General features: G+C 37.2%; 8 protein-coding genes. All 8 read right to left on the bottom strand.

Translation table 11 applies throughout. The features are described 5' to 3' along the window. Nucleotides 1–75: 75 nt before the first annotated feature. The 8 genes from Q9Q97_RS09070 to Q9Q97_RS09035 all read right to left on the bottom strand — a co-directional run bounded on the left by Q9Q97_RS09070 (nucleotide 76) and on the right by Q9Q97_RS09035 (nucleotide 14,367). Complete coding sequence (locus Q9Q97_RS09070; protein ID WP_306156273.1) at nucleotides 76–1,944, bottom strand: six-hairpin glycosidase; 1,869 nt, start codon at nucleotides 1,942–1,944, stop codon at nucleotides 76–78. Nucleotides 1,945–2,171: 227 nt separating this feature from the next. Further along, nucleotides 2,172–3,089: a glycoside hydrolase family 43 protein gene (locus Q9Q97_RS09065; RefSeq protein ID WP_306156272.1), complete on the bottom strand. Its 918-nt coding sequence runs from the start codon at nucleotides 3,087–3,089 to the stop codon at nucleotides 2,172–2,174. A gap of 78 nt (nucleotides 3,090–3,167) precedes the next feature. Beyond that, nucleotides 3,168–4,733, bottom strand: coding sequence for a glycoside hydrolase family 28 protein (locus Q9Q97_RS09060; RefSeq protein ID WP_306156271.1), 1,566 nt, complete (start codon nucleotides 4,731–4,733; stop codon nucleotides 3,168–3,170). A gap of 224 nt (nucleotides 4,734–4,957) precedes the next feature. After that, complete coding sequence (locus Q9Q97_RS09055) at nucleotides 4,958–6,358, bottom strand: glycoside hydrolase family 140 protein (RefSeq protein WP_306156270.1); 1,401 nt, start codon at nucleotides 6,356–6,358, stop codon at nucleotides 4,958–4,960. A gap of 261 nt (nucleotides 6,359–6,619) precedes the next feature. Next, nucleotides 6,620–9,703: a DUF6298 domain-containing protein gene (locus Q9Q97_RS09050; RefSeq protein ID WP_306156269.1), complete on the bottom strand. Its 3,084-nt coding sequence runs from the start codon at nucleotides 9,701–9,703 to the stop codon at nucleotides 6,620–6,622. 334 nt (nucleotides 9,704–10,037) lie between these two features. Beyond that, the gene (locus Q9Q97_RS09045) at nucleotides 10,038–11,744 is read right to left on the bottom strand and encodes a polysaccharide lyase (RefSeq protein ID WP_306156268.1); all 1,707 of its coding nucleotides are present in this window, start codon (nucleotides 11,742–11,744) and stop codon (nucleotides 10,038–10,040) included. Nucleotides 11,745–11,861: 117 nt separating this feature from the next. Further along, a complete protein-coding gene (locus Q9Q97_RS09040; protein WP_306156267.1) occupies nucleotides 11,862–12,545 on the bottom strand; it encodes a DUF3826 domain-containing protein in 684 nt (227 codons plus the stop codon). Nucleotides 12,546–12,651: 106 nt separating this feature from the next. Then, nucleotides 12,652–14,367, bottom strand: a complete 1,716-nt coding sequence (locus Q9Q97_RS09035; RefSeq protein WP_306156266.1) for a polysaccharide lyase — start codon at nucleotides 14,365–14,367, stop codon at nucleotides 12,652–12,654. Nucleotides 14,368–14,446: the final 79 nt, after the last annotated feature.

Below are 14,446 nucleotides of genomic sequence, written 5' to 3'. Positions count from 1 at the left end.
AATTTTATACCGAAAATATTAATTTGAGATAATCATTTTAATCTGTGGCAAAAAAAATAATTCGTGAATTCGTGGCTAATTTAACTTTTTAGTAATCAAAGACTCGATATTGAAAACTGCTTCTGGGATTAATTTTCCGGTTTGAGGCAAGTCATCGTAATCGTCTGTGTCTGGCGCTGTGTCATCATTTGGAGTAAACCTCTGTTCTCCAGTTCGGAACATGATTCTTTCAAATCCGTCTGTTGGCGCGTAGAATATCTTTGTTGATTCTTTTTCATCGTTTACTTTTATCGTGTACGAACGGTTTTTAGCATCTAATTTAACCGTTATTTTATATGTTTTGTTGGCTTCATATTTTCCAATTCCATTAAAACGAGCTCCAGTTTTCACTTTAATCTGACCGTCGCTGTCAAAAGTCAATCGTACCGAAGGCAGACCTTGTTTATTTTGAAATTCAACTTGCAATAAACCGTGATTGTTCTGTTCTGGTTTAACTGTAAAAACAGCTTCCATTTTAGAAGCAAACGGAATCACTCTTTCTGCTCTTGAATAATCAAAATAATCCTGATCTCTCAACGTCAGCCATTTTTTACCGTCAGCTTTCTTTTCGATTTTTGTGGATGCCCAAGAAAGATCGTACGTATTCCAGAACTTCAATTCTTCTCCGTCAGGAAGATTATTGAAAACCTCGTTTACATTTTCTGTGACAATCGAAGTTACCGGAACGGGAATCGATGCCACCCAAATATCTTCTTTGTTCATGCTGTAACCTACCCAGATTTTTCCGTCTGGCGGAGTTCCGTCTTTTTCAGTGATTCCGCGAACGTATTGCGGACCGGCTGATTTGTAGTTTCCGCCATATCGCATCGGACTCACTTCGCCATGAACCAACAATAAATCTTTGTAATTTAAACCATCATCACTAGTTGAAATCGCCAATGGCCAACGATATTCTGACGGATTATAAAGCGTCGCATAACGATTATCAGACGTTTTTTGTCCCCAGATTTTAGCATTGCTGTTTACAAATCCTGGTGCTCGTAACGGCATATAATCCCAAGATTTTCCACCATCACGGCTGATTGAGGTTAAGGCATGTTTCCATAAACCAACCACATTTCCGTTTGGTAAATGATAATAGCTGAATGCTTTATATGGTTTTTGAAGCGGAATTAATTCATCATCGCGATCAGCTTCTTCTACCCATTGCTGTAAAACTAGAGGTTCAGATAAAATTTCTTCACAAGCTTTGATCAAACCTTTGTCTTTTGATTTGGTATAAAAAGGGAATTTCGATTTCGATTTGTCCCAAGTTTTATTGTATCTGATGAAATAAATTTCGCCAAAACTTCCGTCTTTTTTGATTTCACGAATCACACGACCGATTCCTTTTCCGTCGTTCGGATCGTCTTTTTCATCCATTGCGATTCCGTAATACGCTAAGGCAAAAAGTCGTTTGTCTTTTGAGGTATAAAAGCCCATTCTTTGGTGCATAATCGCATCTAGATTTTTGGCAACTCCTTCAACACCTTCTTTTTTCCATCCGTCAGGAATTCTGTAAATCGGGAAAATCACTTCTGGTTTTGTCCAATTTACACCATCTTTTGAAGTCATTAATAAGGTCTGACTCGGCGGAATATGTTCTCCTGAAGGATCACTTAAATAATGCAGATAAAAAGTATTATTCCAATACGCCATCATTGGCTGGTGATTGTACGTCCATCCGAATCCGTCTGCTTTTTCGGGATGTTCACGGCTGGCACGCATAATTTGCGTCGCGTGAACTCCAACTGCGGGACTTAGTTGTCCGTGATGGTAATCGATATTTGAAAGTGTTTTGCCAACATAACGCACGGTATCGTTTTGCGCGTTTACAGCTGTGCAAGTCAAAAGAATTGCAGAAGCGGTGATGATGTTGGTTTTAATATTTTTGAAAGTATTCATGGTATTATTTTTATCGTTATTAAACCTGACAGGTTTTAAAAACCTGTCAGGTTTGCGATCGTAAATTTTAATATTTTAAATCTGCTCAATCTGCCAAATCTGCGAGAGTAAATTTTCTCCCGCAGATTTAGCAGATTCTGGAGATTTTTATTTTTTTGCCACAGATTAAACGAATTAAAATGATTTTTAAAATCTGTGCTAATCTGTGTAATCTGTGGCATTAACTTTTATTTCCTATCAATTAATCCTTTTAAAACTTCGCTTGAAATTGTTGTAATCGTTCCGTGTTTGTGCCCTACTGGAAGACTTATTTTGGATGAAACATCTTCAAAATGAACAAAATCTGAAGTGCTTAACGCTTTATAATTTTTTGATCCGTAATTGTCATAATACAACAGCCAGTTTTTACCCACTTTTACAACCGTCGGACCTTCTGATAAATATTCGGTTAAAGGCTCTGAACTTTTTTCAAACGGACCTAATGGCGATTTTCCGAAAGCTACCTTTATGTTTCGCATTGGTCTTGTATTGTCTTTCAAAACCAAAACATAATCCTTTTTTGCTTTTTTAACGATCACACAGTCAATTACGCTGAAACCTGGATCGTAATATAATTTGGTATCTGAAAAGGTTTTGAAATCCTTTGTCCTTACGTAATACATTCTGTGGTTGTTTTTCTCGTCTTCAACACCTTTTGGATATCGGAACGGAATAGTCGATGCCCAAATCACGATATATTCTTTTTTAACATCATCATAAAAAATCTCCGGCGCCCAAACGTTTACGACTTCAGGCTCATTTTTCATTACAGGAATATATTGCTGTTCTGACCAATGAATTAAGTCTTTTGAATTCGCATATCCGAAACCATTTCCTCCTTTCCAGTCAGTTGTCCAAACCATGTGGTACGTTCCGTCTGCACCTTTTGTGATTGACGGATCGCGCATGATTTTACTGGCTCCGATTTCCGGTTTTAAAAATAATCCTTCTAAGCCTTTCCAGTTGTAACCGTCTTCGCTGTATGCCAGATACAAACCTTCTGTTGCCGGTTCTCTAAACGACGTAAAAAGATAGAGTTCTTTCTTTTTTTGCGAATAACTAACCGCGAAAAGTGAAAGGGTTAATATGATGAATAATTTTTTCATGTTATTAAATTAAACACAGATTTCACTAATTAGCACAAATTTAATTGGTGAAAATCTGTGAAATTCGTGTTGTATTATTTATTCTATAATTGCTTTTTTATCTAAAGAAACACCTTTTTTAATCGCTGTTTTCACATTATTAAAAACATTGTTTTTCAGGAAAACATTTTTGGTTTCTTTTCCATCGGCTTCGATAAAAATATCGGTTTCATTGAATGGAAAATTATTATTTATCATCGCATTAGAGACATTATCTAATTTGATAACCGGAACTCCTTTTATGGCTGTTGATGACCCAACGTTGTCTAAAATAACATTTTTTGAATCGGATATTTTAAAAGATGAACCTACTGTCGCATTTACTTTTACATCATGAAATTCTACATCTGTAGCCGTACTAACCGTAAAACCCTCTTTTCCGTCCATATTTATGTTAGAGAAAGTGATGTTTTGAATCGGCATTTCGGTGATTCCTAAAATCTGACCCGCTTTATTAACGTTTGAAGCCGTGATATTGCTCATATGAATGTTTCTGAAAATTGGCGTTTTCTCGGTTACTGGCTCAACTGTAGTGCCTTTGTCGTAGAAAAGACTCAATACGATGGCTTCTTCTTTGATGTTTTTCATAACGATATTGTCGACGCGAATATCTTCTACAACCCCACCTCTTCCGCGAGCTGATTTGATACGGATGCCGCGATCTGTTCCGTCAAAAACACAGTTTGAAATTGTAATTTTTTTGATTCCGCCCGACATTTCGCTTCCGATTACCACACCGCCGTGACCGCTTAACATGGTGCAGTTTGTAATAGTAACATTCTCGGTTGCTTTTCCGTATTTACGACCGTCGCCGTCTCTTCCTGATTTGATTGTAATACAGTCATCTCCAACGCTAATGTGACAGTTTGAAATACGTACATTGGTGCAAGAAGAAGGATTGATCCCGTCAGTATTTGGCGAATGCGGATTAAAAATCGAGATTCCAGTTACGGTTACATTATCACAAAATTCTGGATTAATTGTCCAAAAAGGTGAATTTTGGAATGTAACGCCTTCAATCAAAATGTTTTTGCAGTTGTAAGCCTGAAAGAAAGATGGTCTGAAGAATTTCTTGTCAACTGTTCTTTTGTAATACGGTTCTGTGTAAAGCCCTTTGTTTTGCTCTTCCCACATCGTTTGGTATTTGGTTGGAGGCAAAGGTTCTTTTGCAGTTTCGATTCTGTATACTTCATTCCACCACGCTTTTCCTTGTCCGTCGATTATGCCTCTTCCTGTGATGGTAATGTTTTGCTGATCTTTTGCATAAAATAACGGCTGAAAACTTTTCATTACAATTCCTTCGTATCGCATTTCTACATAAGGCAGGAAATCATCAAAATTTTCTGAAAACTTCAAAAGCGCTCCAGAATCTAAGTGAATGGTGATGTTGCTTTTTAAGGTTAAAGCTCCTGTTAGGTATTCTCCCGCAGGGAAGAAGATGGTTCCTCCGCCGTTTTTAGATGCTTTTTCGATGGCATTCTGAATAGCCTGAGTACATTTTATGCCTTTGTTGTTTCCGCCTTCTTTTAGGATATTTATCCAGCCATCTTGTGCAAATGTTGTTAGGCTGGTTATGAAGCAGAGTATGATTAGTATGTTTTTCATTGTTGTATTGTTTTTTGATTTCACGCAGATTTAAAAAGATTAAAGCAAATCGAGCAGATTTTTAAAATTTAATCTGTGCAGATCAGCTAAAATCTGCGGGAGTATTTTTAATCTCATTTTTTGTCACCCTGAGCGAAGTCGAAGGGCGCATGCTATATCACGCATTGTGTCCAATCTTTGCTGTGCTTCGACTCCGCTCAGCATGACAAAAATGAGGTTACGTTTTAAATAGATCTCAAAATCAAAACCCAGTCATTGCCATCTTCTTTTTTACCTTCAGGCTGGAAGTTTTGAGTTCCTTTATTGTCAAATGTTCCTATTTTTGTTTTCTTGCCGTTTCTTGGATTGTACCAAGTTGCTTCGAATTTATCCCCAGCAATTTTGCCAAGTTTTACTTCTATTATTCTTCCGTTGTAAGTGTAAAGCAAAACGTATTTTTCTCCTCTTATGGCCGTAATATAATCGTATTTTTCTCCTTGGTTAACCACTAAAGAAACGTCTGGAGTTCCTTCTAAAAATGGAAATTCTTCCATCAGTTTTTTAATGTAAACCATTTGCTTTGCTCCCGGCGCATTGATTGCTGATGTCCATAATTCTTTGTTGCCATAAGCTGGTTTGTCCCCTTTTCTGAACATCTGCATTACGGCGTTGTGTCCGTAGGTGTAACCTGCTCCGCCTGATAGAACCGACCAATATCCGTAACGGCGTACGTCGCTTGCGGTCCATTTTGGCTGTAACGTATCGTGCAGACCGTGTGGAATATTTTCGTAAGATGGTTCTCCGTCTAATGTTGGTTTCGTAGGTTTTAATTCAAAATCTCTAAGAACGAATTTGTAATTGTCTTCTTTGAAATTGGTTTTACTAGAATCCTGATCATATCTTCTGTGTCCAGATTGAAACATATTAAAATCCAGCCATTTTGCATTATGAAAATTTTCTGAAGAATCGGTTCTTCCAAAAGGGTGAAAAGTTACTAATTGATCCGGATTATTGGTTTTTAAAGTGTTTCCGATGGCATTCCAGATATCCTGAAATTCGTTTCCGTGTGTGTCACCGCCGTTTAACCAGATTACGTTGGTTCTGTTTTTATATCTATTAGCTAAAAATTGAGCGTATTCAGTTGCCTGTTCTTTGTTTACTTTATTTCCTTTTGAAACGTTGGTTCCCCAAACCGGAACCATTGCTACGTAAATTCCGTTTTTCTGAGCTACGTCCAGAGTGTAATCTACATGATCCCAATAATCGTATTGTTTTGCATCTTTAAAATCATTTCCAGCTGTAATCAATGGTTTTGAAACGTCTTCGTTGATTAACGCTGGATCGCTATAAACGTTCACGGCATTAATATTATGCAAAACCATAACCTGAACTACATTGAATCCTTTGTCTTTTCTGTCTTTGAAGTATTTTTCTACGCCTGCTCTGTCCAGTTTTCCGAATGCGAGCCAGCCTGTGTCGCCAAGCCAGAAAAATGGTTTTTCGTTTTCAGTTACAAAATAATGCTGATTTTTAGATACTTTGATTTGAGGCAGTGCGCCTTTTGTTTTGGCTTGCGAGAATCCGTTTTGTGCTGTGAGCAAAAAGGGAATACTTAGAGCGTATAAAGATTTAATTTTCAGATTCATTTTGGGTTGTTTTTGAATTGTGTTCTTATTTTTTTTGCCACGAATTACACTAATTTCTCGAATTTCTTCTTTGCTATGTCTTTAATGTTTCACGCAGATTTTGCTGATTTTAGCTGATCTGCGCAGATTAAATTTTTAAATCTGTTAGATCATCTGCTTTGATCTTTTTAAATCTGCGTGAAAAATATTTACTCTCGCAGATTTGGCAGAATGAGCAGATTATTTTTTAATAAAATTCGTGCCAATTCGTGTAATTCGTGGCTAACTTTTCTTCACTACAAAAAGCACTTTTTCTTTTATTTCGGCTTGTGGAATTGTGATTTGTTTTCCTCCGCTGATGTTGGCTTTTTTGGTTATATTTCCTGTTGAAGCATTGATTGCAAATACTTCAAATGTTCCTTTTTCGTTTGATAAATCGATTGTAATATCCTGATCGTTTTTCAGATAAAATAAATAGCTTTTTCCTTTGTTTTCTAATTTCCAAAGATTGTCTGAAAACGTATTTCCGTCAACTAATTTCATTTCGCTTAAAGCGGCATAAAACTGAGGCAGTTCAATTTTTGGAATATTTGGCAAAGAAGCTCCTGCCATCAATGCTGGCCATCCAAATCTTGACGAACCATCTGTTGAATATAAAACTACTTTTTCAGGATATTTTTCGCGGTATTCTCTAACCGCACGATACACCTGATTATCAGTTTCTTTTCCGGTTTTTAATTTTCTGGCGTGCTGTCTTGGCGCCAAATTCACACCTCCCTGTGGTGCGTAAGCTGAACCGTCTTCTTTGTAATACCAATATCTGATGTCAATTACATCAACGGTTTTGTTTCTTTTTGCATCATTCAGAATAGCGTCCTGAACATCTTTCGTAGCACTCAATCCAATTAAGCCTTTTTTACCCGTTTCATCTTTCCATTTTTGTGCCTGATCCAACCAGAATTCCATAAAGTGTAATGGACCTGTGTATTCAGCACTTGTCAACTGAATTACGTTGCTGTTTTCCTGAAAGTTTTCGAACGATTTTCTAATGAAACCTTCGTGCAATTTTCTTCTTTGAGCATTGGTTACATCATAAAACTGCTCTGCCATAAAAATACGTTTGTCTCCTGCGTACGGCGGCGGCTCTGGAAATCCTGAATTATTAATATTGTTTGCCGAACGCCAAGGCGAACTTGCCCAGTGTGCTCCAGCTTCTAAAATATTGTGCTGAAAATATTGCTGATTGATTAACAATTGTCCGTTTGGTTCTGCCAATGTTGCAAACTGCGCTAGACGATTCCAGTACCAATCGTTGAATTTCGTTAAATCGTATTTACTTAAATGATCCCAAGCCAAATCCTGTCCGCTTCTCGCGAAAGGCTGTTCGTAAAACGGAGGCCAAACATCGGCATCAAATCGGCGTACGCGTTCGTGATCGTCCATACGGCGCTCGTACCATAATCCGTAATTGTGTTCTAAAGCGACGATATTATTTTTTGTCAAATAATCTACTGTTTCCTGAACTTTATCTGTTAGTCCGTTTCCTGTTCTTCCTGGAACAAAACGAGTTAAATGCGGTGTCGATTTGTTTACGAAATCATCCGTAAGATCACCTCTCCACCATGCTACATTGGTTTCTTTTCCTGCAATTAATTTTCCCTCAAAAGTCAATAAACCATTTTCTACGATTACTTTTGAAGTTGACGTTTTCGCTTTATTTTCTGAAGCAACTTTTAAATCATTAGCATTTTTTAAACCTGAATTATTAATGTTAATCGGGTTTTGCTTGGAAACTTCAACAATCCATTCTGGTAAACTTTTGGCTGTCGTTGCTGAGTTTTTAGTCAGTTCCTGTGCTACTTCGATTGTTGGACTTGAAGAAGGTTCTGATCCTAAATCATAGATAAATGCTGGTGAAGGTAATTTTCCTAATCTGTTTTCTAATTGCGTGTAAAATAAACTTCTCGGACTGATATGTCCGTTTACGTCTTTCCAGTGACCGTTTCCTCCAAATTGTCCCCAAACTCCAAAAGCCCAGTTTTGTGCTGTTGGCGGACTATAACATTCTACTTTTGAAGCCGATGATTCCCAGATAACAGAATTAGCCGCTGTCCATCCTGCACCTCTTCCTGCTTGTTCTCTGTTGTTGTAGCTTAGTGCTTTTCCGTCGATATTGGCAATGTCGAATAAAACTCCAGTTGCCCAGCTTCCAATCGCTCCGCTGTTATCAAACGGAAGATGCGATTCGCACTGTACGAAAGCATTTGGACCCGTTGTACCAAATCCACCCACGGCAAAATCATGATATCCAAACTCAGAATAACAACGCTGGAAAAGTGTCTGCTGACCTTCAGTATAAAAAGTATGTCTTCTGAATGAAGCAATTTCAGAAACGGGTTCTGTCGCGATGCAATCTTCTACCGTAATCTGCTGACTTGTTTTTAAAATCGTAACGGCACCTCCTGCAAAGTGTTTGAAATTAACTTGTTTTACCCAAGCATTTTTAGTGTTTTCTATACTAATTGCCTGCCATCTGTGTTCTTCATCTTTTAAATTTGAAGCATTAAAAGTCGATTTTATCAGCATATTTTCAACACCGATATGTTCGATTCTTCCTGCCCATGAATAAACAGTTACTTTTGAAGTTCCGAAAACATCATCTAAAGACATGGTGATTGGCGCGTTTACCGTTACTTCGTTTCCGTTGATTTTAGTGACAACCCGATTCCAAGTTGTAATCCAGTCTCCTTTTTTCCAGCCAATCCATGAAGTTTCTCCTCCGAAATCCTGCATGTTTACTTCTTTAATGAAATTATCTGTCAGCGGTTTGCTGATTTCAATTTCGTCTGAAACTTTTAATTTTGAAGCGTTTTTTAATTGGATTTTTTGCGTTCCAAGCGGTGTGTAAGCATTGTTGAATTCGAACGAATCTTTATAAATTTTATCATTTACTCCCAAAATTCTAATCAAAGCTTCTCTCTCTAAACCTGTTCCTAAAAGTACGGTTCCGTTTTCGGTGTTTCCGCTTCCGCGAAGAACAACTCCCGATTTTCTGATGTATAAAGTGCCGCTTACTTTGAAAGTTCCTTTGTCTAAAAGAACGGCTCCGCGAAAGCCATTTTTATCTGGTTTTAAACCGCTTACATAGTCAATCGCATTTTGGATTTTCTGCGTGGCGTCTTCTTCCTGCTTCGAAACAAAAATCTTGTTCTCCAGATTCGGAATTGCTTTTTCTGATGCCATATAGCCCGCAAAAGAAAAATCCACAATTTGGTTTCCTTGATTGTCTGTCGTGAATGTTAGTTTTCCTTCTTTGGTTTTTACAATGTCTGGGAAAGTAGTTTGGGCTGTGGTACTTATTGACATAGCAAAACACATTATGACTAATGTGTTTTTGAAAGAAATTATATTTTTAAAATGAATAAAGTTCATTTTTAATTGTTTTTAGATTTTAAAATTAAACCATATAAGTTATATAAGTTCAATTAATTTTATTCAATCTTTCAATTCTAATTATCCGCAATTTTTGTCAGGCTGAGCGGAGTCGAAGCCCCGCAAAGTAACTCTACAAAGATTGGCGATTTTGATTGCGGGGCTTCGACTCCGCTCAGCCTGACAAACTATACTTTACTTTATGTGATCCTTTTCTTTATTAAACCTGACAGGTTTTAAAAACCTGTTAGGTTTACGTATCTTGAAACTATTGAACCAAAGATTTTACTTTAGCCAATGTATCTGTATTATTCTCCAATTTCGTCCAATCTACTTTTTGGTTTGGATCGATGTTGTTGAAATACTTTTCAATGTTTGTATAACCATCTCCGTTTGAATCTTTATTAGCGTCTGAAGCGTCATTTGGGTTTAAACCAAATTTCTTTTCCCATGCATCTGGAATTCCGTCGTTATCCGAATCTTTATACGCTTTTCCTTTGTAAGTTGGGTATCCGCCAACTTGATCTGGATGCGTAATAATTCCTCTTTTGTATGAATCGGCAGGAAGTCTTCTTTTTACAAATTCTTTTCCAATCGCATTTTCTAAACCGTCTTTCACTTCGATTTTTCCAGTGCGAACTTGTTTCAGAACTCTTTCATCGACAGCATCTCTTTTCGGAATTGTCGCTCCCACATTCGTTAAAACAAAATCATAAGCTTCTTCTGCGCTCATGATTTTAAATGAAGGCATTGAGAATGGTTTTGGCTGTTTGATGGCTGCTAAAAATTCTTTAGTTTCTGCTTCTGGAAGGTTTTCCAACTGCACTCCGCCATTCCAATTGTCTGCCGTAACTTCTGGAGATCCTACGATAAAGTTACCTGAAACGTAAGCTCTTCCGTATTGTTTTGGCTGAATATAACCTGATTCTGGTTTTACAATTCTATGCGAAATAGGCTCATTTACTGGCGTAATTGGTCCTGGTTTAAAATAATTGTTGATGATGTTTAACATCGAACGATAATCACCGCCGTCAAGCGTACGATTCCACCAATTAAATACTACGTTATTCACAAAATTAAAGTCGCCATACATTCCGATAGAAGCATTTCTAGAAATGTTGTCGGCCCAAAGATTACGCATAAAAGTACTATTTAATCCGCCGATTGTACTTCCGAACGCGTGATTATAAGTATCTAAACCTTCTGCAGAAATGGTGTTTTGAATGGTGATATTGCAAGCTGGCAATTTCTCTAGTTTCGATTTTTCGTTAGCAGCAAACTGATGTCTGTACAATGAAATATTTTCGTCTAATCCCCAGCTTACAGAACAGTGATCAATAATGATATTTCCCATCGGGTTTCCGCCTAAAGCATCATCTCTTCTGGTTACCTCAGTTGCACCACGTCTAAAACGCATGTGTCTGATAATAACGTCGTGTGTGTCAATTTCTAATGTTTCTCCTGCAATACAGATTCCGTCACCTGGAGCTGTTTGTCCTGCAATCGTCACATAAGGCGCACGCATGCTGATTCTTTTTTCAAGTTTAATTATTCCAGAAACATTAAAAACAATTGTTCTTGCTCCAACAGCTTCACAGGCCTCACGAAAAGTTCCTTTTCCGCTATCCGCTAAACTAGTCACTACAAATATTTTTCCGCCACGTCCGCCTTGTGTATAAGCTCCTCCGCCTTCAGCACCTGGAAAAGCTGGAATATCGGCCTGTACAAAATCTTTCGGATAAGAAGCCCAAGGCAAGTATGGTTTTCCTTGTTTTGCTTCTTCTTTTATAATGTGATAATTGGCATTCCAGATTTCAGCTAGTCTTTTTTCTTCGTCAGCTAAAACAGCATCTGCTTTTGCTTGAACATCTTTTGGAATTACTGGATATTGGGCATAAGCCGAAGAAACAAGTGAACAAAATGAAAAGGCTAGTAATGTCCTTTTGATAGTGCGGTTTGGAGAAATATTTTTCATTAGTCCTTAGTAGTTAGTTGGTTAGTCCTTAGTTTTTTTTTAGAATTAGTCCCTAGTGGTTAGTCCTTAGTTTTTAGTTAATAAATTGACTATGGACTAAAATCTAAGGACTAAGGACTATTCTTTTTGGCCTTCTTTCTTCGCTTTCTCTCTCGCTTCAACGCGCTCGTGCCAGTCTTTACTTTCTTTATTTAGATCGTAACCTTGTTTGGATAAATAGTTGTTGATTCTTCCTTTGTATTTACCAAACCAGCCGTGTTTTTCTTTAGATGAACCAGCGTCCATTGCATGTTCTCTGGCTTCTACCAAAGCTTTGTAGATATAGTCTTTCTGCTCAGCAGTTAAATTCGGAAGCATGTCGTTGTAACCTGCAACCGTGATTGGAAGCACGCCATACGTCATTCCGTCTTTTACTTCTGTGATTTTATCTTCTGATAATTCTTTACTTAGTTTTTTGATGTAAGATTTATGCAGTTTTGCAATTGATTCGTCTGCTTTCGCTTTCAGCTTGTCAATTTTTTCGTTTTGTTTTTCTTTCGCTAAAGAAGTGTCTTCTTTTACTTTTTTGATTTCAGCATCTCTTCCATCATGGATTTCTGTAAGATCTCTAAATTGCTGTGCGATTATATTTGAAACAGCTTTTTCTTTAGCTTCGTTTTTCAAGTCTAATTTCACAACGATTTTAGCCGCTCTCTCGTTGGTAACTTTAACGTATTCTGGATCTACATGCTGTTGTGCATTTAAAGCTGAAAATGCGAAAAGAAACGATAATAAGCTGATATTTAGTTTTTTTATTAACATCGTCTTTATGTTTTAATCTCGCAAAGGCGCTAAGTCGCCAAGCTATTTTTCTTAAGTCTTAAAATAAAACTTTGCGACTTTGCGAGAATTTTTTTTATCTAAACTCTTATTTTAAATCTAACAAAGGTCTTACCAAAGTTTCTTTATTGTTAGCTAAATCTTTCCAATTTACTTTTATCGATGGATTTACACCGTTGATATAATCTTCGATATTAGAATATCCGTCTCCGTTTAAGTCTCCTTTTGCATCAGATGGATCATTCGGATTCAAGCCATATTTTTTCTCCCAAGCATCTGGAAGACCATCTTTGTCTGTATCTACATAAGGTTTTCCTTTGTATTCAGGATATCCTCCAACTTGAGAAATATCTGTAATGATTCCTAATTTATAAGAATCCATTGGAAGACGTCTGTGTTCAAACTGATAGAAAGTCTTCTTTTCTAATCCTTTTGCATATTCTGGAACTCCAGTTTTTACCGTTCTTACGATTCTTTCGTCAACTTTATCTCTAAGTGGTAATGTTGCTCCAGCATTTTTTAAAACATAATCATAAGTCTCCTGAGCGGTCATAATTTTGTCAAACCATGGCATTGGCATTGGTTCGTTTACTCTCATTTTTGGAAAATATGCTGATGCTTCTGCAACACTCATCAATTCCCCTTTCTTAGTTTCCATTTGCACTCCACCATCCCAGTTATCTTTAGAAACTTTTTCGTTTCCTTCAACTACGTTTCCATTTACATAAGCTCTTCCAAATTCCATGTAATCCAACTTGCTTCTTCCTGCTTCAGGTTTCAAGATTCGGTAGCTAATTGGCTCATTTTTATTGGTAGCTGGTCCTGGCTTAAAGTAGTTATTGATGATGTTGTATTTTGCTGTATAATCTCCTCCATCAATAGAACGATTTACCCAGTTAAACACAACGTTGTTTACGAAATTGAAAATTCCGTTCCATCCAATTGATGGATTTCTACCTGTATTACTAGACCACATATTTCTTAAGAATGAGCAATTTTCTCCTCCTAAGGTACTTCCAAAAGCGTGGTTATACGTATCTAAACCTTCTGCAAACAAACTATTTTGAATCGTAACATTTACAGTTGGCAATTTTTTATCTGCAGAATTTGGTGTTCCGTCATTATACATGTGTCTGTAAAAAGACATGTTTTCATCTAATCCCCAAGTCGCAGAAACGTGGTCTATGATGATGTTTCCAACTGGATTTCCTCCGATTGCATCATCTCTTCTTCCAACAAAAGTTTCTCCTCTACGGAAACGCATGTGTCTAATTACTACATCATGCGTATCCACCCAAATCGATTCTCCTGCCACACAAATTCCATCTCCAGGAGCAGTTTGTCCTGCAATTGTAACGTAAGGTGCACGGATAATTAATGGGCTTTTTAATTTGATAATTCCTGCTACATTAAACACAATTATTCTCGCTCCACCTTTTTCGCAAGCTTCACGTAAAGATCCAGGTCCGCGGTCTTCAAGACTTGTTACAGTGTAGATATTTCCACCACGACCTCCAAAAGAATACATTCCTCCTCCTTCAGCTCCTGGAAAAGCAGGAATACTTGCCTGTGGTAAATCGGTTGGTCTTGCTGCCCATGGAATATATGGTTTTCCATGTTTTGCTTCTTCTTCAATAACAACTAAAGCTTTTGTCCAAGCTTCGTCAGAAAGTCTTTGAGCTTCTTCTTTAATTGCTTTTTCCTGCGCTTGAACTTCTGGACTAATTTTAGGATATTGGGCAAAACATTTTGCACTTCCTAAAAAAAGCAGCGATGATGCGATAAATAATGCGGAATTTTTCATGTTAATTTTTAATTGTGGTAATTCTTTTTAAACAAATCACCTGTATCTTTTGACGAATACAGGTGAAAAGCTTTGTATG

The sequence above is a fragment of the Flavobacterium sp. DG2-3 genome, from assembly GCF_030730925.1.
Taxonomy (GTDB): domain Bacteria; phylum Bacteroidota; class Bacteroidia; order Flavobacteriales; family Flavobacteriaceae; genus Flavobacterium.
The sequence above is the reverse complement of the archived record's forward strand: the minus strand, read 5'-3'. Positions and strand labels throughout refer to the sequence as shown.